Source organism: Agromyces mariniharenae, assembly GCF_008122505.1.
GTDB lineage: Bacteria > Actinomycetota > Actinomycetes > Actinomycetales > Microbacteriaceae > Agromyces > Agromyces mariniharenae.
In genome coordinates, this window is record NZ_VSSB01000001.1 from 642503 (window position 1) to 666641 (window position 24139).

Sequence of the window (24139 nt, forward strand, 5' to 3'; positions counted from 1 at the left end):
CCGAGGAGTCCCACCGTGACCGCCAGCACGCTCACCCCCGTTCGACGCAGCAGATCGCGCCCGCCTGCCGCGCTGTGGGTGCTGCTCGTGCCGTTCCTCGTCATGTTCGCGCTGTTCTTCGTCGCCCCGATCGTCTTCGCCGTCGTGGACAGCCTCTTCGCGCAGAAGTCGAGCGGACTCGGGCTCACCGCTCCCACCCGCGAGTTCGTGTTCATGGACAACTACGTCGCGGCGCTCTCGAGCCCCGCGTTCCTCGCGAGCCTCGGCCGGCTCGTCGCGTTCTCGGCCATCGAGGTGCCGTTGATGGTGGTCACCGCCCTCGCCCTCGCACTCCTGCTCGGAGCCGCCGCCGCCCGATTCCCCCGCCTCTTCCGGGTCACCTACTTCATGCCCTACGGCGTTCCCGGCGTGATCGCGGCGCTGCTCTGGGGCTTCCTCTACATCCCCGCGACGAGCCCGGTGCTCCAGCTCCTCGGAGCGGTGGGGATCCACGCGAACCCGCTGTCGAGCGACGCCGTGCTGTTCGCCATCGCGAACATCGCGCTCTGGGGATTCGCGGGCTACAACATGCTCATCCTCATCGCGGCGCTCGACGCGATCCCGTCCGACCTCTACGAAGCGGCCCGCCTCGACGGCGCCGGGGAATGGCGCGTGATCTGGCACATCAAGCTGCCGCTCATCCGACCGTCGATCGTGCTCATCACGCTGTTCACGATCATCGGCACCCTCCAGCTGTTCGTCGAGCCGCTGGTGCTGCGCCCGCTCACGACCGCGATCAGCTCCGATTACACGCCGAACCTCGCCGCCTACAACCAGGCGTTCACGCAGGGGAACCCGAACCTCGCGGCCGCGATGGCGGTCATCGTGGCGCTGCTCGCGTTCGCGTTCTCGGCCCTGTTCCTGCGCATCGTCAACCGGAAGGGGAACCGCGCATGGTGACGACCGAAGCGCCCGCCCGGCCCGGGACGCGACCCCCTCGCGCGAGCGTCTCCGCACCGGGCGCGCGCGCCCCGCGCACGCCCCGTCCGGGCGGCGTCGCCGGCGCCGTGCTCGTCAACGCGGCCCTCGTCGTGGCCTCGGTCTACTTCCTGCTGCCCATCGCCTGGGTGCTCATTGCAGCGACCAAGTCGCCCGGCGACCTGTACTCGACGTTCGGCCTCTGGTTCTCCGACAGTCCGCAGGCGTGGGAGAACCTGGTCGCCCTGTTCACGCAGGACGGCGGCGCGTTCTCGATCTGGATCCTGAACAGCATCCTGTACTCCGGAGTGGGAGCGCTCGTCGCGACGGTCATCTCCGCGGGTGCGGGGTACGCGTTCGCCAAGTACGACTTCCCGGCCAAGGAGGCCCTGTTCTGGACGATCCTCGGCGGGGTGCTCGTGCCCGCCACCGTGATCGCGCTGCCGCTCTACTTCCTGCTGAACGCGGTCGGCCTCACGGGCTCGTACTGGAGCGTGCTGCTGCCCTGCATGGTCAGTCCGTTCGGCGTGTACCTCGCGCGCATCCACGCGAACGCGTCGGTGCCCGACGAGGTGATCGAGGCGGCGCGCATCGACGGAGCCGGCGACCTGCGCATCTTCGGCTCGATCGCGACCCGCATGATGACACCCGCGATCGTGACGATCTTCCTGTTCCAGTTCGTGACGATCTGGAACAACTACCTGCTGCCGCTCGTCATGCTCAACGACCCGAAGCGGTTCCCGATCACGCTCGGCCTGACGCTCTGGAACTCGCAGACGCAGCGCGATCCGGCGTTCACGACGCTGGTGGTGACCGGCTCGGCCGTCTCGGTGATCCTGCTCGTCGTGCTCATGGTGTCGCTCCAGCGCTTCTGGAAGGCCGACCTCACGGCGGGGGCCACCAAGGGCTGACCGGATGCCGCGCCGCCGCGGCATCCGCCCGGCTCAGCCGAGGACCCGACGCACCCACGCCTCGCGCGTCGCGACCGCGGTGCGCGAGACGGCGGCGTCGGGCACCACGTTCTGGAACCCGTGGAAGCCGCCTGGCCACACGTGCAGCTCCGCGCTGCCGCCCGCGGCCCAGATGCCGCTCGCATAGGCGACGACCTCGTCGCGGAACACCTCGGCGCCGCCCACCTCGAGGTACGCCGGCGGGAGGCCCGAGAGGTCGGCCATTCGCGCAGGAGCCGAGTAGGACGAGACGTCGTCGGTGCCACGGCGATCGCCGAGGAGGGCGGTCCAGCCGGTGACGTCGCTCGTGCGATCCCAGATGCCGACGCCGTCGACCTGCTGCGCCGAGACCGTCGCGACGCGGTCGTCGAGCATGGGCCACATGAGCAGCTGCGCCAGCGGCATCCGCCCGCCCCGGTCGCGCGCGAGCAGCGTCGTGCCCGCGCTGAGCCCGCCGCCCGCGCTCGGCCCGCCGATGATCACACGCGCCGGATCGAAGCCGAGCTCGTCGGCGTGGTCGGTGAACCAGGCCCACCCGGCGTAGGCGTCCTCGAGCGGAGCCGGGTCGGGCGCGTCGGGGGCGAGGCGGTACTCCACGGCCGCCACGACGGCGTCGACCTCGAGCACGAGGTCGACGAGCATGGCGCCGAGCGACCACCGCGTGCCGGCGACCATGCCGCCGCCGTGCACGAGGTACGCGCCCGGATGCCCCGCGCCCTCGTGGTCCGTCCGGCGCAGCACCGAGACCGTGACCTCCGTGCCGTCGGCGCTCGCCACGACGTGGTCGCTCACCTCCACCGGCCGCCCCGCGATCACATCCGCGATCGGCGGCGGCGACGCGAGCGCCGCGCGGAACTCGGCGATCCCGTCGGGCTCGAGCGTCGTGAAGAAGGGCGGCAGCCCGGCGAGCGCGGGCTCGAGCTCGGGATCGAACCACGGGCGGGCGGATGCGGTCATCTCGATCCTCCGGTGCGGGCGGGTTCGACGGTCATGCGGTTGCCTCGGTGCGCAGCGCGAGGTACTGGTGCACGAACGCGATCGCCATGCCGCCCTCGCCGACGCCGGCGGCGACTCGCTTCACCGAGCCCGAGCGCACGTCGCCCACCGCGAAGATCCCGGGCGTGCTCGTCTCGAGTGCGAACGGACGACGGTCGGCGGTCCACTCCGCGGTGGCCGCGGCATCCGCGCCGGTGAGGATGAAGCCGTGCTGGTCGCGGGCGATGTCGTGCGGCAGCCAGTTCGTGACGGCGTCGGCGCCGATCATCACGAACACCACGGTGAAGTCCCGCCGCGAGACGGTGCCGGTGGTCCGATCGATGACGTCGACCCCATCGAGGGTGCGTTCGCCGTGCAGGTCGACGACCTCGCTGCGGGTCTCGACGCGGATGCCCGCGTTGCCGGCGATCTGGTCGATGAGGTACCGCGACATGCTCGCCTCGAGCGACGGCCCGCGCACGAGCATCGTGACCGACCGGGCGTGCCGCGAGAAGAAGACCGCGGCCTGGCCGGCCGAGTTGCCCGCCCCGATGATGGCGACGTCCACGGCCTTGGCGATGGCCGAGTCGCTGCGGGCCGCCCCGTAGTAGACGCCGTTGCCGAGGAATCGATCGACCGCGGGCACGGGCAGGGTGCGCCACTCGACGCCGGTCGCAGCGATGACGACGGGCGCGCGCAGGGTCTCGCCGCCGTCGAGCACGACCTCGTGCAGGTCGCCGTGCGGGCGGATCGCCGCGACGGTGCGGGTCACGACGATCTCGGCGCCGAGCCGCTTCGCCTGCTTCAGGGCGCGGCTGGCGAGCTCGTCGCCCGAGATGCCGAACGGGAAGCCGGTGTAATTCTCGATGCGCGTCGACGTGCCGGCCTGTCCGCCGGGCGCGAGCGACTCGATGACCACGGTGCGCAGGCCCTCGGCCGCGCCGTTGACCGCCGCGGTGAGCCCGGCCGGGCCGGCGCCGAGGATGACGACGTCGTACTCCCTCGCCGCCGGCTCGACGTCGAGCCCCGCAGCGACCGCCACGTCGCGCATCGACGGCGCGACGAACCGCGAGCCGTCGGCGCGCTCCAGGATCGGGTACGCCTGACCCGGGACGGGAGCGTCGAGGGTCACCCGCTCGAACGCCACCTGGTTGCGCGTCAGGAACGTGGCGACCTGGTGCGTCCCCGCGTCGAGCCGAGGGCCGATGAGCCGCAGGTCGGTCTCGGGCTGTTCGGCGGCGAGCTCCTGCAGCGAGTCGAGGTAGCGGCGCGCGAGCTCCGCGACGCGCGCCGGGATGGACGGCGCCATCGCCGCCAGCGTGTAGAACGCCGTCACGTCGAGCTTCAGGATGCGGGATGCCCCGGCCGCGCGCCCCGACGCCGGGAACGGAGTGCTGAGCGTCATCGGCACCTCGCCGAAGAAGCGACCGGGCATCCGCACGCCGATCACGCGCTCCTCGCCGTTCACCACCTTCGTGATCTCGGCGCCGCCCTCGACCACGACGAACAGCGCGCGCTCGTCGCCCTCGTGCGCGAAGTACTCCCCCGGCACGAGGTGGATGTCCTCGACCGAGGCCGCGAGGTACTCGAGCACCTCCTGCGGCAGCGGTGCGAAGATGCGGATGCCGCGGAGCTCGTCGACGGTGATCATGCGCGCCCGCCGGTGGAGAGGTGGCTCGTCGAGGCATCCGCGGTTCGCACCCTGTGAACGTATCCGCGGCGGGTGGCGGGGTCAACGATGGGCGTGACCCCAGTCCGCGCGCCGGATCAGCCCTTGCGCTGCACGCGGTAGTCGCTGGGACTCATGCCGTGCACCCGGCTGAACTGCCGCGAGAAGTAGAACGGATCGGCGTAGCCGACCTCGCGGCCGACCTCGGAGACGTGCAGGTCGGTGGTGTCGAGGAGCCGTCGCGCCCGCGCCATCTTGAGCCCCGTGTGGTATGCGAGCACGCCCCCGCCCGTGGCCTCCCGGAAGAGGGCGCCGAGGTGCGAGGTCGAGACGCCGACGAGCCGTGCGAGGTCGGACACCCGGATGGCGCCGTCGACGCGCTCCTCGAGGTAGCGCATCGCCCGTTCGAGCGGCTCCCCCTGCTCGGGGAGCCGGCGATCGACGGCGAGCTGCGTCATCAGTCGCCACGCGATGCCCGCCGTGGCGAGGAGTCGCGCCGGGGACTGGTCGCGCTCGAGCGCCGACACGATCTCGTCGAGGAGCACGGTCACCCGGTCGACGGCGCGTAGCGAGACGAGCGGCCGGTCGGCGTCGACGCCGATCGCACTCCAGAGGTCGGCGAGGTCGCTGCCACGCACGTGGCACCACCAGATCGTCCATGGCTCGTCGTCATCGGCACCGTAGGAGTGCGGCACGCGCGGCGGGATGAGCACGGCGGTCGACGGGGTGACCCGGACCCGGGTCCCGGCGACGTCGACCCAGCCACCGCCGGCGACGCACACGATGACGATGGCCTCCTCGGCACCACCGGGTCGGATGCGGAGATGCCGGTAGGCGCGCGGGAACCATCCGGCATCCGTGACCACGAGCCGACGGGTCACCGGGCGAGTCAGGGCCTCGGCGACCGCCGGACGCGGGACGACGGTCAGCCGCTGGTTCGCGAACCCTTCTCGGCGTTCCATGCCATCATGATGGCACGGGCGTCGAAACGTCCATGCAGGACCCTCGATCGACCATGTGCCGGCGCCCATGCGCGGCGTACCGTGGACGGCGTGACCGACCTGAACCACCCGATCGTGCTGCCCGAAGCCCCCGCCGCCGAACGCGCGGCCATCGAGGCCGGCGGCGTTGCCTGCTGGGAGGCCCCGCTCACGATCGACACCTACGAGCCCGCCGAGCCCGATCGCTACCCGCTGTTCCTCGAGCGGCGCGTCTACCAGGGGTCGAGCGGGAAGGTCTACCCCATCCCGTTCACCGACCGGATCCTTCCCGGCCGGACACCGAGGGCCTGGCGGGCGATCCACCTCGAGAATCGCTGGATCCGGCTCGTGCTGCTGCCCGAGCTCGGCGGGCGGATCCACATCGGCTACGACAAGACCCGCGACTTCGACTTCTTCTACCGCAACAACGTCATCAAGCCCGCCCTGGTCGGCCTCGCCGGCCCGTGGATCTCGGGCGGCGTCGAGTTCAACTGGCCGCAGCACCACCGGCCCGCGACGTACCTCCCCGTGGACACCCGCATCGAGCGCGACGAGGACGGCTCGGTCACCGTGTGGCACAGCGACCTCGATCCGCTCCAGCGGATGCGCGGCACGCACGGCATCCGGCTGCGGGGCGACTCGGCGCTCATCGAGCTGGAGGCGCGGCTCGTCAACCGGACCGACGTGTCGCAGACGTTCCTCTGGTGGGCGAACGTCGCGGCGCACGCGCACGACCGCTACCAGTCGTTCTTCCCGACCGACGTCCGGTACGTCGCCGACCACGCCCGGCGCGCGATCACCGCGTTCCCCGCGGCGGACCGCCCCTACTACGGAGTCGACTACCCTGCCCTCGCCGCCGAGCGCCCCGGCGCCGACCGCATCGACGTGTACGCGAACATCCCCGTCCCCACGTCGTACATGATCACGGACACGGCCGATGACTTCTTCGGCGGCTACGATCACCGGGCCGGTGCCGGCTTCGTGCACTGGGCCGATCGCGCGATCGCGCCCGGCAAGAAGCAGTGGACCTGGGGCGACGGCGACGTCGGCCACGCCTGGGACCGGCATCTCACCGACGGCGACGGACCGTACGTGGAGCTCATGGCCGGCGTCTTCACCGACAACCAGCCCGACTTCAGCTGGCTGCTGCCCGGCGAGACGCGCACGTTCCGCCAGTACTGGTACCCGATCCAGGACATCGGCCCCGCGGTGCAGGCGACGCTCGACGCCGCGATCGGGCTCGAGGTCGACGGATGCCGCGTGCGGCTCGGCGTCGCGACCACGGCCGAGCACACGGCGGTCCATGTCGTGCTCCAGCGCGGCGACGCACCGGTGCGCGAGTGGACGCCCGCCATCGGCCCCGGCGGCCCGTTCGTGGCGGAGCTCGAGCTGGAGTCGCCCGCCTCGCGCGACGACCTCACCGTCGTCGTCTCGCTCGGCGACCGCGAGCTCGTCGCGTGGCGCGCGCACCCCGCGCCGGCGGGCGAGCCGTGGGTCGCGACGGAGCCGCCCGCACCGGGCGAGATCGAGAGCGCGGACGAGCTCGTCCTCACCGGCCTCCACCTCGTGCAGTACCGTCACCCCACGCGCGCGGCCGAGCCGTACTTCGCCGAGGCGGTGGCGCGCGACCCCGGCGACTCCCGCGCACGACTCGCCCTCGCCCGCCTCGCCTGGGATCGCGGCGAGCTCGAGGTCGTGCTGGACCACCTCGACCGCGCCGTGGAGCGCCTCACGCGCCGGAACCTCAATCCCGAGCGGGGCGACATGCACCTGCTCCGGGGCCTCGCGTTCGAGCGCCTCGGGCGGCTCGGCGACGCGGCCGCGGCCTTCGGCAAGGCCGCATGGGACGGCGCCCTCGCCCTGCCGGCCGCGCTGGGGCGCGCGCGGCTCGCGATGCGGACCGGCGACACGGCCGGTGCGCTGTCGTTCGCCGGGGCGGCGGTGCGCGCGGACCCGGCGAGCGGCCAGGCTATCGCAGCCCGAGTGATCGCGCTTCGCGCCCTGGGACGCGACGCCGCGGCATCCGACGCGCTGGCAGCCGCCCGTGCGGCAGACCCGCTCGACCCCCTGCTCGCCGCGCTCGACGACGCGCTCGCACCGGCGGACCCGCGCACGCTGCTCACGATGGCGCACGAGCTGCACCGGCTCGGGGACGCCGAGCGCGCGATCGGCCTCTCCCGCCGGGCCGCCGAGTCCGCGCCCGGCCCGTTCGGCAATCCGGGGCCGCTCGCCGGCTACGCGCTCGCGGCGTTCCTCGACGACGCCGGCGACGGGGAGGGCGCGCGAGCCGCACGCGCCGACGCCCGCCGCGCGGATCCACGTCTCGCCTTCCCCTCGGGACTCGACGACCTCGGCGTGCTCGACGCGGCCCTGGCGGCCGACCCGTCCGACGCCCGCGCGAACGGCTACCTCGGCTGCTGGCTGCTCGATGCGGGCCGCGTCCATGACGCCATCGTGGCGCTCGAAGCCTCGATCACCGGGGGCGTCGGGGATCCGGTCGTGTGGCGCAATGCCGCCGTCGCGCTCGTCAACACCGGCGGCGACCCGGTCGCGGCCGACGCGCGGTACGCGCGGGCCATCGAGCTCGCCCCCGACGACGCGCGCCTGGTCTACGAGCGCGACCAGCTGAGCGCGGTCCGCGGCGCCCGGCCCGAGGACCGGCTCCCGGCGATCGAGCGGTCGGGCGCGGGCGCCCTGGTGCGCGACGACCTCGCGATCGAGTACGCCGGGCTCCTCGTCGACGTCGACCGCCCCGACGACGCGCTGGCCTTCCTCGGCGATCGTGAGTTCCAGCCGTTCGAGGGTGGGGAGGGCAGGGTGATCGCCGCATTCGATCGGGCCTCCGCAGCGCTGGCCCGGCGGCTGATGGCAGCGGATCCGGCCGCCGCGCGCGACCTGCTCACCAGCGGCATCCGCGTGCCCGAGCACCTCGGCGAGGGTCGCCACCCCGCCGACCCCGTCGCCGAGCGGTTCGTGCTGCTCGGCGACGCCGAGCTCGCCTGCGGCGAACGCGACGCGGCGGAGGCGGCCTGGCGACGGGCACGCGACGTGCACGGGCCGCTCGCGGCGGGCACGAGGGTCGTCGACGATCGGGACGCATGGGTCGGCGTCGCCCACGTCCGACTCGGCGAGCACGACGACGCCGAACGCGTCTGGGCGAGCCTCGATGCGCGCGCGGCGGAGCTCGAGGCATCCGCCGATCGCGTGGACTACTTCGCGACGTCGCTGCCCGAGCTCCTGCTGTTCTCGATCGACACCGCGGAGCGCAGGGCCGACGATGCGCGACGGCTGCGCGAGGCGGCCGCGCGGGGCCGGCTGCTGTCGACTGCGAACGTCGAGGAGGCCCGCGCATGACCGAGCGCTACCTCGGAACCCCGGCGATGCCCTCCGCGCCCGACGGCTCGCTCACCGGGCCCGTGCCCGAGCACCTGCCCTCCCGCCTCGCGGTCTGCCTCTGGGACTTCTCCTGGTACACGAGGGCGGGCTCGGGCGAGCCGTTCGAGGACGTCGACCGGGCGATGGCCGAGTCCGTCGACCGAGGCTTCAACGCCGTGCGCATCTGCGCGGCGCCCCTGCTCGTCGCGGGCGGGCTGGGCCTCGACGACCTCGCATCAGGTCTTCCCGTCGAGGGCCTCGGGGCGGCGCCGACCGGCGGCTTCTACGGGCAGCGCACCCGCTGGTACGACGCGCCCGGGGGCTACCGGCTCGACGTGCGGGCACGGCTCTTCGAGCTGCTCGCGTCGGCCCGCCGGCACGGCGTCGTCGTGATCCTCGCGAGCTGGGAGTATCAGCAGTCGACGTCGTTCGCGGCCGACCCGCGGTGGTTCGAGACGATCGACGCGGTGCCGCTCCAACGGCGCTACGACGTGCTCGCCGACGCGTTCGGGCGCCTGCTCGACGAGATCCGCGTGGCCGGGCTCGTCGACGTGATCGCCTTCACCGAGGTGCACAACGAGGTCGACTTCTCGATCCTCCCGCCGCTCGAAGGGGGCGGCGTGGCCGCCATCGAGCGGCTGCGAACGCGTCACCCCGACCAGCTCGTCACCGCCAGCTACGGGAAGCCGCCCCACCTCGCGATGCACCGACTCCCCGCCGGCCTCGACGTCGCGCAGTTCCACGTGTACAGCTACGGCGTGCTCGACGCTCTCCAGCGCCGCATCGACATCCGCTCGGAGGGCACCGAGGGCTTCCCGAACCACGAGCTCCGGGCACTCCTGCGAGCGGATGCACCCGCCTTCGGCGAGTACGGCCGTCCGGAGCCGTGGAAGCTCGACGCGACGGTCATCACCGACCAGATGGTCTACGGCTACGACTGGATCGACGCCGGCAGGTGGGACGCCTGGCTCGACGACCACTACGACGAGTACCGCGAGGTCATGCTGCGCGAGATCGAGTCGCGCGTCATCGCGACCGCGGAGTGGGCGCGCTGGCGCGGCATCCCGGCCGTGGTGGGCGAGGGATGGGTGGGCTACACGCCGCGCGACGGATGGTTCGAGGAGGGTACGGCCGGCCTCGCACTCGCGGAGCACGGCATCCGCACGGCGCTCGAGCACGGCGTCTGGGGGGTCGTCCCCGGCTCGAACGCCGCGCCGCACCATCCGATGTGGCGCGAGGCCGACTGGATGCGCCGGGTGAACCGCACCATCACGGAGGCGGCCGGCGGATGAGCGCCTCCGAGCCGATGCGGGTGATCCACCGGCCGTGGCCCTCGCCGATGGCCCGTCCGGCGATGTCGAACGAGGTGGACCTTCACCGACGTATCTCGTTGACCGACCGATGGATCGAGGTCGACGGCCGTCCGGCCGTGCCGGTCTCGGGCGAGCTGCATTTCTCGCGCGTGCCGCGGCGGGACTGGGCCGAACGCCTGCGGCTGCTCCGGTCGGGCGGCATCACGATCGTCTCGACGTACCTGTTCTGGATCCACCACCAGCCGTCGCCCGACGCGCCGCCGCGATTCGACGACGGCCTCGACGTCGGCGCGTTCGTGGACCTCGCCGCCGCATGCGGACTCGACGTTGTCGTGCGGATCGGCCCCTGGTGCCATGGTGAGGTCCGCAACGGCGGCTTCCCCGACTGGGTGCAGGCCGCCCCGGTCCGGCATCGCACCGATGACCCCGGCTACCTCGAGCTGGCCGCGGGCTGGTACGCCGCGGTCGGAGCGGAGCTGGCCTCGCGATGCGGCCCCGATGCGCCCATCGTCGGGATCCAGCTCGAGAACGAGCTCATCGACCAGCCCGAGCACCTGGTCACCCTGAAGCGACTCGCCCGCGGGGCAGGCCTGTCGGCGCCGCTCTGGACGGCCACCGCCTGGGACGGCGCCGAGCTCCCGGCGGACGAGGTGCTGCCCGTCTACGGCGGCTACGGCGACGGCTTCTGGTCGGACGCGGATGCGCCGTGGGCGCCCGGGTTCCGCGCTCAGTTCCGGTTCTCGCACGAGTGGGACGACCCCGGCATCGGGGCCGACGTCCGGGGTGCGACCGCCGGTCCACGGCCGCCGCGACCGCGCGACCCGCGATTCCCCGCGGCGACGTGCGAACTCGGCGGCGGCATGGCCACCGCCTACCACCGTCGGCCGGTTCCGGGCGCCGACGACGTGGCCGCAGTCGCGCACGTCAAGCTCGGCAGCGGCTCGGCCTGGCAGGGGTACTACCTGGCCGCCGGAGGCCTGAACCCCGGCGACGGCCTCCAGGAGTCGCTGGCGACCGGGTACCCGAACGACCTGCCGCGGTTCGACTACGACTTCCACGCGCCGATCGGCGCCGCGGGCGAGCTCGCGCCGAGCCACGCGGCGCTGCGAATGCAGCACGCGTTCCTCGAGGCGTTCGGCGATCGCCTGGCGCGCATGACGTCGAGCCTGCCTGACGCGCTGCCCGTCGACGAGGACGACGTCGCGACGCCGCGCTGGGCGCTGCGGTCGGACGGGAGCACCGGGTTCCTCTTCGTCAACGTGCATCGGCCGCACGAGCCCCTCGAGCCGGTGGCGGACGCCAGATTCGAGCTCCGCCTCGCCGACCGCGAGGTCGTGCTCCCGGCGGAACCGATCGACCTCCCGAGCGGCACGATGGCACGATGGCCCATCGGGCTCGAGCTCGGCGGGCTTCTGGTGCGCTGGGCCACCGCCTCCGCCGTCACCGTCCTCGACGGCGACCTGCCGACCCTCGTGCTCCTCGCCGACGATGGGGTGCGCGTCGAGCTGTCGGTCGGCGACGACCTGGTGAGCCACGAGCCAGCTGAGGAGCCGACGCTCCATCGCTTCGGAGCGCTCGACATCCTCGTGTTGCCGGCCTCGGACGCGCATCGGCTCTGGGTGCTCACCGACGACGAGACGCGCCGACTGCTGCGCTGCGAGTATCCGCCGTGGATCGAGGACGGCTCGCTCGTCGTGCGAGCGGCATCCGAGCCGGCCGTCGACGAATGGGATGCCGCGGCCGGCGACTTTCGGCCAGTGCCGTTCGAGGCGGAGGTGCGGCGACCCGAGGCAGCCGCCCCGACCGCGACCCTGCTGCGCCCCGCCGCGGACGTGCCGGTCCGATACGGCGGCACCCCGCAGCGCACGGCCGCGCCGGATCACGCACGGGTGGCCGAGTTGGCGGCGGCCTACGAACTCGACGGCCTGCCCGAGCCGCGCCCGGGCGTGCGCAGGGTGCTCACCGTGGACTGGGCGGGCGACGTCGCGACCCTCGAGGTCGACGACGAGGTCGTCGCCGACCGCTTCTGGGACGGCACGCCCTGGCACGTCGACCTCGACGCGATCGACGCCGCCTCGCCGCGCACCGCGACCCTGCGTATCCTGCCGCTGCATCCCGAGGCGCCCGTGCGGCTCGACGAGGACGCGGCGGCTCGCCGGGCCGCGACGCCCGGACCGCTCTGCTCGCTCGACGCCGTCTCGGTCGAGCAATCGGTCAGGTGGCGCGAGCGGACGTGAAGCCGCCTACTCGCGCATCAGCATCGCCTGCGCCTCGCGCTCGAGGTCGACGAACGGCTCGCCGCTGACGTCGACCCGCACCCGGTGCAGCGTGCCGCCCGTGAACGGCCAGGGCGCGGTGCCGGGATAGTCGTCGGCCACGGGCGCGCCGCTGTCGCGTCCGACCGTGAGGCCCTCGCCGGCGATCGAGAACTTGCCGGGCTGGGTCGTGATACGGGCACTGCCCACAGCCCGTTCGCCGTGATACAGCGTCAGCGTGCCCGTGGCGACATGCCCCTCCTCCCCGTCCTTGTCGAACGCGGCGGCGATGATCAGCTGCTCGCCGACCGGCAGGTCCTCGGTCGCGTCGACGCGCTGCTCCATCACGCCGACGAAGTTGTTGACGTAGTGGAGCCGGCCGTCCCTGACGTACAGCGCGTGCCCGCCGAACTTCGACCCCTGCGCGAAGATCACGCCGGCCGCACCCGATTCGGGGAGATCGACGAGCGCGCCGATGACGAACGAGCGGTTGCGGATGTTGACGGCCTGCGACTCGGGCACCTCCCCCATGTCGGGGAAGTAGACGTAGCGGTCCCGAGGCGGCGAGAGCAGGGGCCTGGGCGTCAGCAGGATCTCGAGCGCCGACCGGTCGTCGAGCGGGAAGGCCTGGTTGCGCCCGGCCTCGGCGAACCACAGGTTCACGAGCTCGCGCACCTTCTCGGGGTGCTCTGCGGCCAGGTCGTGCAGCTCGGCCCGGTCGACGTCGGTGTGGTACAGCTCCCACTCGTCGTCGTTGAACCGGCTCCAGCCGCTCAGCGTCGGATGGTTCGTGATGGCCTTCCAGCCGTCGTGCCAGATCGCGCGCGAGCCGAGCATCGAGTAGAACTGGGTGCGTCGCGCCGTGGGCGCCGCCCCATCGTCGATCGAGTACCGCATGCTGACCCCGTCGAAGGTGCTCTGCTCGTGGCCCTTCAGCCGGTCGGGCGCCTCGACGCCGAGCAGGTCGAGGATGGTCGGCACGATATCCACGGCGTGGTGGTACTGGTTGCGGATCTCGCCGCGCGCGGTCGACCCGGCCGGCCACGAGATGATGCACGGATCGCACGTGCCGCCGTTGAACTCGTAGCGCTTCCACATCTTGAACGGGGTGTTGAACGCCATCGCCCACCCGTTCGGGTAGTGGTTGTAGGTGTTCACGCCGCCGAGCTCGTCGAGCATCGACAGGTTCTGCTCGATGTCGTCGGCCAGGCCGTTGGCGAACTTCATCTCGTTGACCGAGCCGTTCGGCCCGCCCTCGCCGCTCGCGCCGTTGTCGGACACGACCACGACGACGGTGTTCTCGCGCTCCCCGATGTCGTCGAGGTAGTCGAGGAGGCGTCCGATCTGGTGGTCGGCGTGCGAGAGGAATCCGGCGTACACCTCGGCCATGCGCGCGAAGAGCCGCCGCTCGTCGTCGGAGAGGTCGTCCCAACGGCGAGTCTCGTCCATGATCGGGAACGGCGCACCGTCGGGGCCCGTCCTGGTCGCGGGCGTGCCGATCGGGTTCACGGGCGGCAGCTCGGTGTCGGCCGGCACGAGGCCGAGGTCCTTCTGCCGTGCGAGGGTCTCGCCGCGGAGCGCCTCGTAGCCGCCGTCGAACCGGCCGGCGTACCGATCGGCCCACTCCTTCGGGGCATGGTGCGGGGCGTGCGCGGCGCCCGGCGCGTAGTAGAGGAAGAACGGCTTCTCGGGCGCGATCGCCTTCGCATCGCGGATGAACTCGATCGCCTTGTCGGTGATGTCCTCCCCGAAGTGGTAGCCCTCCTCGGGCGAGCGCGGCTGGTCGACCGGGTGGTTGTCGTAGGTGATCTCGGGGTACCACTGGTTCGTCTCCGCGCCGAGGAATCCGTAGAAGCGCTCGAAGCCGCGCCCGGTCGGCCAGTTGCGGCGGGTCGACGCGACGTTCATCTCGTCGTCGGGACACAGGTGCCACTTCCCCACGGCGTACGTGTTCCAGCCGCGCTCCCCGAGGATCTCGGAGAGCATGCCGTTCGCCGGTGGGATGGTGCCGCTCGCGTTCGGGAAGCCGATCGCGGCTTCGGTGATGCATGCCATGCTGTTGCGCGTGTGGTTGCGGCCCGTGAGCAGGCACGACCGGGTCGGCGAGCAGAGCGCCGTCGTGTGCCACTGCGTGTACCGCACGCCCTCGCCGGCGACCCGCTCGATGTTGGGCGTCTCGATGGGTCCCCCGTAGGCCGACATCGCCGAGAAGCCAACGTCGTCGAGCACGATGTACACGACGTTCGGCGCGCCGTCGGGCGCCTTCGGCGGCTCGAACGGCGTCCAGTCGGGTTCCGAGTCGCGGATGTCGACGTTGACGATCCCGTCGAAGTGCGTGGCCATCGTGATCCCCAGTCCCTCGCCGCGGCGACCGGGGTGCTGCCCGCCCAGCAGGACGACTGCGGCATCGGCCCCCAGTGGCGGAGCGAGTCGGGCCGAGGCTACGCCCGTGAACGCACCCCTGCAAGGCACCCGAAGGGGCCGCCGGGACCCCGACGACTCAGCCGGGCAGCACGAACGTCGTGACCGGTCGGCCGTCACGGGCGCGCACGGATGCCGCGTGCCCGTCGACGACCGCCACGATCCCGTCGGGCACGGCCCACGCGCGCCACCACGCGGCATCCGTCGCCTCGACCTCGCCGGGCTCGAGCACGCGGCGGCCGAGCGTAGTCGGCTTGATCGCGGTCATCCACGACGCGACGCCCTCGAGTGCGCGACGCTGCACGGCCGGGATGTCGCCGGCCGCGGTCGGCCCGACGTTGAGCAGCAGGCGCCCGCCACGCGAGACGACGTCGGCGTAGAGGCGCGCGAGCTCGCGCGGCGTGAGCGTCAGCGCCTCGTCCTCGGCGCGGTTGTAGCCGAACGAGAATCCGAGGCCCCGGCAGTGCTCCCACCCGGGTTCGGTCTCGTGCTGGGTGTGCGCGTCGTACTCGCTCGTGCGGTAGTCCCAGACGTCGACGCCCCAGCGGTCGTTCACGATGCCGTCGGGCACCGCCGCGCGGTAGCGCTCGAGGAGTGCCGCGATCGAGTGCGGCCCCGGGTCCTTGCCCGCGTCGGGCCAGTCGATGTCGTTCCAGAGCACGTCGGGCTCGAACCGGTCGACGAGGTCGGCGACGTGGCCCCACGCGTAGGCGTTGTACGCGGCATCCGTCGGCCGCAGGTCGGTCACGTCGGCCGTCGACCGGTGCGGCGGCAGGTCGGTCACGGCCCAGTCGAGTCCGCCAGAGTAGTAGACGCCGAAGCGCAGGCCCTCGGCCCGCACCGCGTCGGCGAGCGGCGCGATGAGGTCGCGGCGCGGCCCGCGCGCGACCGTCGTGAGCTCGCCCGAGCCCGGCGCGTCCCACAGCGCGACGCCGTCATGGTGCTTCGTGGTCGGCACGACGTAGTCGGCGCCGACCTCGCGGAAGAGGCGCGCCCAGTCGGCGGGGTCGTAGGACTCGGCCCGCCAGGCGTCGAGGAACGCCTCGTACGGCGCGCCGCCGTGCACGCGGGCGTGGTGCTCGGCGGCCGGCGAGCCCTCGATGCGGATCGTGTTCGCGTACCACTCCGCGTAGGCATTGTGCGCGAACCACTCGTCGTCGGGCACCGCGCCGAGCGCGCCGGAGGGCTCCGCCCACGCGGGCACCGAGTACGGGCCCCAGTGCACGAAGATGCCGAGGCTCGCGTCCCGGGCCCAGGCCGGGAGCGGCCGCCGGGACGCGCTCACGCGTCGACGTCGTGGCGGCGCGGACGCTCGGGCACCGCCACGATCGCCAGCGCGACGCAGCCGAGCGCCGGGATGACGAGCGGCAGCAGCTGCCACGTGACGACGCCGGCGAACACCGCGGTCGCCACGAGGTACGCGGCGCCCGCGGGGTCTGCGCGGACCGCGCCGGGCACCTCCCGGAGCGCGCCGAGCCAGCCGCCGCCGGGCGTCCATCGTCCGGCGGCGGTGAACAGCACGAGCGCGAGCACTGCGAGCCCGGCCCAGCCGACGGCGGCCACGACCGGGCCGCCGGGCAGCACGCCCGAGCCGGCGAGGTCGATGTCGAGCGCCAGCACGAGGGCGAGCACGAGGGATGCCGCGCCGACGCCGATGCCGCCGACGAGCCCCGCGCGCACATCGCGCCAGAACCAGCTGAGGCCGGAGTCGTCGGCCTTCAGGTAGCGGCGCAGGTGGCGGACGCCCGCCGCGAGCGCGGCCGGGAGCGTGACCACTGGGATCGACACGACCGCCACGAGGATGCCGACGTAGAGCACCTCGCCGAGCAGCGAGAACGCTCCGCGGGCACCCGGGAACCGGGCTTCGTGCGCGGTCTCGCCCCGAGTCGGGCCGCTCCCCGAGAGGGCGGCGCGACGTGCGGCGCGGTCGACTCGTGACATCCGCTCGGCCCCTAGCCCTTGAGTCCCTGCGTGGCGACGCCGGCGACGAGGAAGCGCTGGAACACGATGAAGAAGATCAGGATCGGCACGAGCGCGAGGAAGGACACGGCGACGGTGGCGCCGTAGTCGCTGGTGGACGTGGCGTCGTTGTAGAGCCGCAGTGCGATCGGCAGCGGGTACTTCTCGGGGCTGTTGATATACAGCAGCGGGCCGAGGAAGTCGTTCCAGGTCCAGATGAACGTGAAGATCGCGGAGGTGATCAGGGCGGGCTTGATCAGGGGCACGATGATCGAGAAGAAGATCCGGATGTGCCCGGCGCCGTCGATGCGGGCGGCCTCGTCCATGTCGCGCGGGATGTTGCGGATGAACTGGACGATCAGGAACACGAAGAACGCCTCGGTCGCGAGGAACTTCGGAATGATGAGCGGCCAGTACGTGTCCACCAGCTCGAGCTTCTGGAACATGATGTACTGCGGGATGATGATCACGTGGAACGGCAGCAGCAGCGTGCCGATCATCGCGGCGAACAGGATCCCGACGCCACGGAACCGGATCCGGGCGAATGCATACGCAGCGAGTGCCGATGAGATCAGGGTGCCGATCACGGCCATGATCGCGATGAAGAACGAGTTGGCGAAGAACTGGTACAGCGGGGTGCCGGCGATCCCCTCGACGACCTTCGTGTAGTTGTCGAAGGTCGGGTTGTTGGGGATCAGCCCCTGGTTCTGGCCGAACTCGCTCGACGGCTTGAACGTGGCGAAGAACAGCCACACCAGCGGGTAGAGCACGATCGCGGTCAGCACGAGCAGCACGACGAACCAGATCACGGTGTTGATCGTCTTGCGCTTGACCCGGCGCCGACGGGCCGGGGCGGTGGGTTCGAGGGCGTTCTCGACGACCTCGACGCGAGGGGCTTCGAAGGTGGTCATCGGTTCTCTCCGGCGTAGTGCACCCAGGACTTCTGGGTCTTGAACAGGATGAAGGCGATGATCGCCACGACGATCACCAGGACCCAGGCCATGGCCGACGCGTAGCCCATCTGCAGGTCGGCGAAGCCGCGCTTGTACAGGTACAGCGTGTAGAAGTTGGTCATGCCGGCGGGGCCGCCCGAGCCGTTCGAGATGATGTACGCCGACGCGAACACCTGGAACGCGTTGATCAGCTCGAGCAGCAGGTTGAAGAAGATCACGCTCGAGAGCATGGGGATGGTCACGTTGCGGAACTTGTGCCACGGCCCGGCGCCGTCGACCTCGGCGGCCTCGTAGAGCTCCTGCGGGATCTGCTTGAGCCCGGCGAGGAAGATCACCATCGGCGCACCGAACTGCCACACCGCGAGCAGGATCATCATCGGGATGACGAGGGCGACGTTGCCCACCCAGCCGCCGATGTCGATGCCGAAGAAGCTGAGCGTGTCGTCGACGGGCCCATCGGTGGAGAACATCGCGCGCCACACGATGGCGACCGAGACCGACGCGCCGATGAGCGAGGGAGCGTAGAACGAGGAGCGGAAGAAGCCCGAGCCCCTGTCGCGGTAGTTGAGGAGCATCGCCACGCCCAGGGCGGCGGCGAGCTTGATCGGGGTGCCGACGAGGACGTACACCAGGGTGATCTGCACCGACTGGATGTAGTTCGGGTCCTCCGTAAACATGCGCACGAAGTTGTCGAGGCCGATCCACTCGGGCTCGGTGAAGAGGTTGTACTTCGTGAAGGCGAGGTACAGCGAGAAGATCATCGGCCCGACCGTGAGGCCGAGGAATCCGATCAGCCACGGCACGAGGAACCCGTATCCGGCGACCGTCTCCTTGCGGTTGTGCGCCCGGCGGCCGGCGGTCGTGGGGACCTTCGCCTCGGCGCGGCGGACCTGGCGCATGGCCTTCCGCACGCTTCTCGACCCGGCCTCAGCCGTGACGATCGATTCCGTTTCCGTGCTCACTGTGGTTCTCCGGTTCCTGCGAGAAACAGTACCCGGGCCCGGCGGGGGTGGTGCCCCACCGGGCCCGGTGTCGACTGCTCCAGGTGCTACTGGTTGAGGACGACGTCCATCTCGTCGAAGAACTGCTTCGCAGCGTCGGCGGGGGTGATGGTGCCGAAGCCGAGCTCCTGGCCGAGCTGGCGGAACTTCTCCTCCAGGCTGCCGTAGCCGACGATCGGCACGGGCGGGGCGTCGCCGAGGCGGTCCGCGATGGACTCCTCGTAGTCGGCGATCTGCTGGCCCAGCGGGTCGAGCTCAGCGCCCTCGAGCTGCGTCTCCGACGCGGGGATGCCGCGGTTGGTGCCGAAGGCGGCGCCGACCTCGGGCGCGTTCACGAGGTAGTTGAGCAGCGTGGCCGCGGCCTCGGGGTGCTCGGTCGTCGAGGCGATCGAGTGGAGCATCGAGGGCTTGAGGTACAGGTCCTTCGCGCCCTCCTCCGTCACCGGCGGGGCGACGAGGCCGAGCTCGGTGTAGTTCTCGCCGAGGTTGCCGAGGTAGCCGGCGCCGAAGTTGTCCCAGGTCAGCTCGCTCGTGGTGAGGGCCGTGTCGAAGCCGGAGAGCGGGTAGACCTCCTCGAGCTTCTGCTGCGGGACCACGACGCCGTTGCGGATGCCGTCGGCCTGCTCCCAGAACGCGGTGAGGTCCTCCTCGGTGAAGTTCGGCTCGCCGTCCTCGGTGAAGAGGTCCTGGCCCTGCGCGCGCTGCTGGATCTCGAAGTTCTGGATGCGGCCGGTGTAGTCGGTGCCGCCGAAGACGCTGCCCGCACCCGCGGTGGTGACCTCCTCCATCCAGGCGTCGTAGTCCTCCCAGCTGCCGCCGCCCTCGTAGTCCTCGACGCCGACCGACTCGAGCAGCGCGGGGTTCGTGTACATGCCCCACGCGTTGGTGGAGGTCGGGATGCCGGTGGTCTCGTCGCCGACGACGCCGATGTCGAGGATCTGCTGCGACAGCGGCTCGGTGTCGATGATGTTGCCGAGGTAGGGGCTCAGGTCGAGCAGGAGCCCGTTCTCGGAGTACTGGCGGAGGTAGGAGTAGTCGAACTGCATGACGTCGGGCAGGCCGCCGCCGGCCGCCTCGGTCTGGCGCTTCTCCCAGAACTCGGGGAAGCCGAGGAACGAGGTGTTCACCGTGATGTTCGGGTACTCCTCGTTGAAGGCCGCGATGGCCTCCTCGTACATCGCGGCGCGCACGTCGTTGCCCCAGAACGCGAAGTTGAGGGTGACCTCCTCGTCGGGGTCGTACGTGGCTGCCGCCTCGCCGCCGCCGCCGCCCGAGCAGCCCGTGAGCACGAGCGCTGCGCTCGCGGTGAGCGCTGCTGCGGCCGCCGCCATGCGGCGCTTGCGAATGTTGAACATCGTTGTCCTCCCGGAAACGTCTCTGTCTGCCCTGGTGCGGGTTCACGCTGTGGGAAAGCGCTTCCCCAAATGTAGCCCCTCGACCCCATGGCGTCAACTGCGGAGGGAAAATCGTTTCAATTCGTTATCCGGATGCCGCGGCATCCGCTCATCGCAGGATCGAACCGGCTGGTCATGGGCGGTTTCCGTCGATGCCCGCGTCGCGGTCGCAGACGAGCCGATCGTCCACAACCTCCACCGGAGCGGCGAACACCGCGCTCAGGCGGGCGGCTGCGGCGTCGCTCGAGCCGAGCTCGGAGCCGTCCCAGTGCGGGTGCGTGAAGTAGTAGAGCACGGCCCGATCGCCGTCGACGACCACGTCGCCGTGGCGCCCGAACGTCTCGTCGCCCCGCCGCCGTCCGGGCGCGCCGAGGATCACGTCGTCGAGACCGCCCTGCCGCGTCCACGTGACGGCGTCCGTCGAGCGGTGCACGCCCATCCCCCGCCACTCGTCGACGAGCATCCACCACCAGCCGCCGAGCTCGAACACGTTGGGGCCCTCGTGCGGCCGGCCTCCGATCGCGCGGCCCTCGACCCGCCAGCTCGACAGGTCGTCGCTCACCGCGGCCCAGGTGGCCGAGTCGTCGGCCTCGTCCTTGTACCAGAGCCGCCACCGCCCGTCGGGGCAGCGGGCGACGCACGCGTCGATCACGCGGTCGGAGCTCAACGGCACCTCGCCGACGACCGTCCACTGCTCGAGGTCGTCGCTCGCGTACTCGACGATGCGGCGCGGGTGGTCCCAGTCGGCGAAGATCCCGTCGATGACCGTGAGGTACATGCGGTACCGCTCGCCGTCGTCGATCACCTCGGGCGCCCAGTGCGTCTCGCTCGCGCCGCCGGAGCCGAGCTCGAGCCCGGCCGCCGTGCCCGCGAACCGCCACTCCACCGCGTCCTGCGATCGGGCGACGCCGATGCGCGTGCCGTGCACCCACGACACCCCGGGCTCGTCGACCGTCGCCCGCCGCTGGGTGTAGAACATCCACCACTCGCCGGTGTCGCGGTGGCGGATGACCGCGGGATCCGTCGCCCCGTCGTGCACGGGGTCGTGGAACAGCGCGTCGTCGTCAGGCACGACGGAGGTCGGTGATGGGGCTCTCCAGGCTCCGGCGGCGATCCGCGTCGGCCCGCAGGGTCTCGGGCGTCACCAAGGAGCCGCCGTTCGACGCCGACGAGTAGATCGCCGTGACGAGCTCGAACGAGCGCGCGGCATCCGACGCCGTCGACGGAAGCGGCTCGCCCGACGCGAGCGCCGAGTAGATGTCGCGCAGCAGCGGGGCGTGGCCGCTCGCCTCCTCGACGTCGGGCAGCGCCCACGCGGCCGCGACCTCGGGATCGACGTGCTTCGCGGGCGTGATGCGCCAGTGCTCGTGGCAGTGCCCGTAGAGGTGGTCGACCGTGACGGTCGCGAGCTCGGTGTCGATGCGGATGGTGCTCACCTCGCGCGGCGAGAGCGCGCTCGTGATCACGGACGCGATCGTGCCGCCGGCGAACGCGATGACCGCGGTCGAGACGTCCTCCATCTGCGTCTCGCGGTCGAGGCGCCAGAGCTGCCCCTGCACACTGGCCCAGTCGCCGAGGAGCCAGGCGAGCAGGTCGATCTGGTGGATGCCGAGCCCCAGGGTCGGGCCGCCGCCCTCGGTCGCCCACTTGCCGCGCCACGGCACCGCGAAGTACGCCGGGTCGCGGTACCAGAGGGTCTCGCACGTCGCTACGAGCGGTCGACCGATCGCACCCGAGTCGAGGAGGGAACGCACGTGCGCCGCCGCCGAGCCGGTGCGCTGCTGGAACACGACGGCGAGGCGCCGGTCGTTGCGGGACGCGGCATCCGTCATCGCATCGAGCTCGTCGAGCGACAGCGCGGCGGGCTTCTCGCAGACCACGTGGAGGCCGGCGTCGAGCGCGGCGATGGACTGCTCGGCGTGCACGCCGGGCGGGGTGCACACGTGCAGGACGTCGGCGACGCCCGACGCGAGCAGCTCGGCGAGGGTGTCGAACACGGTCGGCACGCCCCAGCGCTCGGCGAACGCGTCGGCGTGGGAGCGGTCGCGATCGACGACGGCGACGAGCTCGGCGCCGGGCGTCGCCAGCAGGACCTCGGCGTGGGCGTTGGCGATCGCCCCGGTGCCGACGATCGCGGCGCGGAGGGGGGTGGACTCGGTCATCGGTCTCCTCGGGTGGGGCCGGCTGCCGCCGGCCAGGTCTCGTAGCGGCGCAGCCGGCCGCACATGCCGAAGGCGGGCGCGTCGGATGCCACGGCCACGCGTGCTGCGGTGAGGCCAGGGTCGGCGCCCGTCTCGAGCGCATCGAGCCGATCGCCGGTCTCGCGGGCGACGGAGAGCGCGCCGGACTCCCAGCGCTCGCGCCACTCGGGCACGCGCGGACGCACGAGCGCGACGGCGCGCTCGTGCAGGCGCGACAGGCGGACGGGGTCGACGCGACCGTCACCGTCGAACAGCGCGCGGTAGCCCGCGACGGCCAGGTCGCGTCGCGCGACGGCGGCGGCGAGTCGATCGGCGTCGGATGCCGCGGGGCCGGACAGCGCCGCGGCCTCCGCGTATCGCTGGGGGTCGGCGAGCACCTCGTCGGGGAACGTCATCACCGCGTCGCCCGCCTCGGGCAGGCCGGCGTTCTGCATGATGACGCGCACGGCGAGCCCGCCGTCGTTCACCGCCCGATGGATGACGCCCGGGGCGAACCAGACGAGGTCGCCGGACCCGAGTCGCCGCTCCGCGAAGGCTCCCGAACCGTCGACCGTGTGCAGCCGTCCGCGGCCGCCGACGACGAGGTAGGCCTCGGTCGAGACGGTGTGCAGGTGCGGCGTGCCGCCCGCGAGCCCGTCGGGCGCCACTGCGTCGTACACGTCGAGCGCGCTGACCGACGTGGCCCCGGGGAACGCGGGCTGGTTCACGGCGCCCCCAGCAGCTCAGGCAGTCGTGCCGCGGCGGCGTCGGCGAGCCGGGCGGCGCGATCGGGATCGCTCGCCCCATCGGCGATCACGACCCCGTAGCGGAGCGCCAGCGTCGCCCTGGGCTCGACGACGTGTTCCTCGCTGAAGAACGGCGCGGGGCACAGGCACGCGAACTCCTCGCTGCGCGCGAACCACTGCGGCGGGTGCTGCAGGTTGGCGGGGTCGTCGACCATCACGATCGTGGACGCGGCATCCGTCTCGTCATGGCGGCCGCTGAAGCCCATCCAGGGCGCGCGCGTGCCGCGCAGCTCGTCGCCGCCGACGACGCCCGGCGCGATGAGCTGCCCGCCGGTGAACGAGCGCGGGCCGCGCCAGAACAGGCCGCCGTAGCCCGCATTCTCGCGTCCGCGGGTCGTGGGCGATCCGATCGGGATCGGGCGCTCGGTCGTGTTCGTGAGGCGCGTCGCGAAGCCGAGCAGCCACGCGTCGTCGTCGAGCACGGATGCCGCGAGCATCCGTTGCTCGTCGAAGATCGCCTCGCCCGCCTGCGTCATCCACTCGAGGCGCTCGACGACGCGCGCGGTGTCGGCCTCGGGGGCGACGCGCCCCGCGGCATCCGTCGCCTCGTCGGACGCGAACGCGACGTGCCGCTGCTCGCCGTTGTTCGGCAGCTGCACGTAGCCCTCGCCGCGTACGAAGGTGGGACCGCCCCAGAAGTTCTCGTCGCCGACGACCGGCAGCGACCAGGCGATGCCCTTGTGCCAGACGTGGTCGTGCGGACGGTAGAGCGAGACGAGCTCGCCGCCGAGCGTGCGGATCGGGCTGAGGTACGGCCGCGGCGACTCGGAGGTCGGGTGGTCGGGGCGGAACACGTACTCGGCGAGCACCGCGTCGCCCGCGCGCAGGAGGAATCGATCGCCGGCCTCGTCGAAGCGGATGTCGGTCATCGGTCTCCTTCGGGTTCGTCCTCGATCCGTGCGCTCCCGAGCTCCGTTGGGAAAGCGTTATCCAAGCGTACACGGTCACCCG

18 protein-coding genes are annotated in these 24139 nt (G+C 72.0%); 5 read left to right on the forward strand and 13 right to left on the reverse strand.

All coding sequences use genetic code 11. The features are described 5' to 3' along the window. Positions 1 to 15 precede the first annotated feature (15 nt). Positions 16 to 939, forward strand: coding sequence for a carbohydrate ABC transporter permease (locus tag FYC51_RS19405; protein ID WP_238476182.1), 924 nt, complete (start codon positions 16 to 18; stop codon positions 937 to 939). Continuing rightward, positions 933 to 1868: a carbohydrate ABC transporter permease gene (locus tag FYC51_RS02890; RefSeq protein ID WP_148732173.1), complete on the forward strand. Its 936-nt coding sequence runs from the start codon at positions 933 to 935 to the stop codon at positions 1866 to 1868. The genes FYC51_RS19405 and FYC51_RS02890 overlap by 7 nt, the downstream gene beginning before the upstream one ends. A 33-nt stretch (positions 1869 to 1901) precedes the next feature. Here the strand turns inward: FYC51_RS02890 and FYC51_RS02895 are convergent, their stop codons facing one another. The 3 genes from FYC51_RS02895 to FYC51_RS02905 form a co-directional block, all read right to left on the reverse strand. Further along, on the reverse strand, positions 1902 to 2864 hold the full coding sequence (locus tag FYC51_RS02895; RefSeq protein WP_148732174.1) for an alpha/beta hydrolase: 963 nt from the start codon (positions 2862 to 2864) through the stop codon (positions 1902 to 1904). 31 nt (positions 2865 to 2895) lie between these two features. Continuing rightward, complete coding sequence (locus FYC51_RS02900; protein WP_148732175.1) at positions 2896 to 4533, reverse strand: FAD-dependent oxidoreductase; 1638 nt, start codon at positions 4531 to 4533, stop codon at positions 2896 to 2898. A 116-nt stretch (positions 4534 to 4649) separates the two neighbouring features. Further along, positions 4650 to 5513, reverse strand: a complete 864-nt coding sequence (locus FYC51_RS02905; protein WP_148732176.1) for an AraC family transcriptional regulator — start codon at positions 5511 to 5513, stop codon at positions 4650 to 4652. A 90-nt stretch (positions 5514 to 5603) separates the two neighbouring features. On the opposite strand from FYC51_RS02905, the gene FYC51_RS02910 reads away from it, so the two are divergent. The 3 genes from FYC51_RS02910 (at position 5604) to FYC51_RS02920 (ending at position 12456) form a co-directional block, all read left to right on the forward strand. Beyond that, positions 5604 to 8885 (forward strand): DUF5107 domain-containing protein, encoded by a 3282-nt coding sequence (locus tag FYC51_RS02910; protein ID WP_238476183.1) that lies wholly within the window; start codon positions 5604 to 5606, stop codon positions 8883 to 8885. Continuing rightward, entirely contained in the window at positions 8882 to 10198 is a 1317-nt protein-coding gene (locus FYC51_RS02915) for a cellulase-like family protein (protein ID WP_148732177.1), read from the forward strand. Before FYC51_RS02910 ends, FYC51_RS02915 begins: the two co-directional genes overlap by 4 nt. A gap of 98 nt (positions 10199 to 10296) precedes the next feature. Then, the gene (locus FYC51_RS02920) at positions 10297 to 12456 is read left to right on the forward strand and encodes a beta-galactosidase (protein WP_238476184.1); all 2160 of its coding nucleotides are present in this window, start codon (positions 10297 to 10299) and stop codon (positions 12454 to 12456) included. A 6-nt stretch (positions 12457 to 12462) separates the two neighbouring features. On the opposite strand, the gene FYC51_RS02925 is transcribed toward FYC51_RS02920, so the two are convergent. The 10 genes from FYC51_RS02925 to FYC51_RS02970 all read right to left on the reverse strand — a co-directional run bounded on the left by FYC51_RS02925 (position 12463) and on the right by FYC51_RS02970 (position 24057). Then, positions 12463 to 14817, reverse strand: a complete 2355-nt coding sequence (locus FYC51_RS02925) for an arylsulfatase (RefSeq protein WP_148732178.1) — start codon at positions 14815 to 14817, stop codon at positions 12463 to 12465. A gap of 157 nt (positions 14818 to 14974) precedes the next feature. Further along, a complete protein-coding gene (locus FYC51_RS02930) occupies positions 14975 to 16180 on the reverse strand; it encodes an alpha-L-fucosidase (protein ID WP_148732179.1) in 1206 nt (401 codons plus the stop codon). Continuing rightward, positions 16177 to 16836, reverse strand: a complete 660-nt coding sequence (locus tag FYC51_RS02935) for a hypothetical protein (RefSeq protein WP_148732180.1) — start codon at positions 16834 to 16836, stop codon at positions 16177 to 16179. Before FYC51_RS02935 ends, FYC51_RS02930 begins: the two co-directional genes overlap by 4 nt. Before the next feature lie 11 nt (positions 16837 to 16847). Next, positions 16848 to 17765 (reverse strand): carbohydrate ABC transporter permease, encoded by a 918-nt coding sequence (locus FYC51_RS02940; protein ID WP_148732181.1) that lies wholly within the window; start codon positions 17763 to 17765, stop codon positions 16848 to 16850. After that, positions 17762 to 18706 carry a carbohydrate ABC transporter permease gene (locus tag FYC51_RS02945; RefSeq protein ID WP_148732182.1) on the reverse strand — a complete coding sequence of 315 codons (945 nt, stop codon included), beginning with the start codon at positions 18704 to 18706 and terminating at the stop codon, positions 17762 to 17764. The genes FYC51_RS02940 and FYC51_RS02945 overlap by 4 nt, the downstream gene beginning before the upstream one ends. 149 nt (positions 18707 to 18855) lie before the next feature. Continuing rightward, positions 18856 to 20163 (reverse strand): ABC transporter substrate-binding protein, encoded by a 1308-nt coding sequence (locus FYC51_RS02950; protein WP_148732183.1) that lies wholly within the window; start codon positions 20161 to 20163, stop codon positions 18856 to 18858. A 172-nt stretch (positions 20164 to 20335) separates the two neighbouring features. Next, a complete protein-coding gene (locus FYC51_RS02955) occupies positions 20336 to 21274 on the reverse strand; it encodes a family 43 glycosylhydrolase (protein ID WP_222863193.1) in 939 nt (312 codons plus the stop codon). Next, positions 21267 to 22364 (reverse strand): Gfo/Idh/MocA family protein, encoded by a 1098-nt coding sequence (locus FYC51_RS02960; RefSeq protein WP_148732184.1) that lies wholly within the window; start codon positions 22362 to 22364, stop codon positions 21267 to 21269. Before FYC51_RS02960 ends, FYC51_RS02955 begins: the two co-directional genes overlap by 8 nt. After that, positions 22361 to 23110, reverse strand: a complete 750-nt coding sequence (locus tag FYC51_RS02965; RefSeq protein WP_148732185.1) for a cupin domain-containing protein — start codon at positions 23108 to 23110, stop codon at positions 22361 to 22363. Before FYC51_RS02965 ends, FYC51_RS02960 begins: the two co-directional genes overlap by 4 nt. Then, positions 23107 to 24057: a DUF6807 domain-containing protein gene (locus FYC51_RS02970; RefSeq protein WP_148732186.1), complete on the reverse strand. Its 951-nt coding sequence runs from the start codon at positions 24055 to 24057 to the stop codon at positions 23107 to 23109. Before FYC51_RS02970 ends, FYC51_RS02965 begins: the two co-directional genes overlap by 4 nt. Positions 24058 to 24139: the final 82 nt, after the last annotated feature.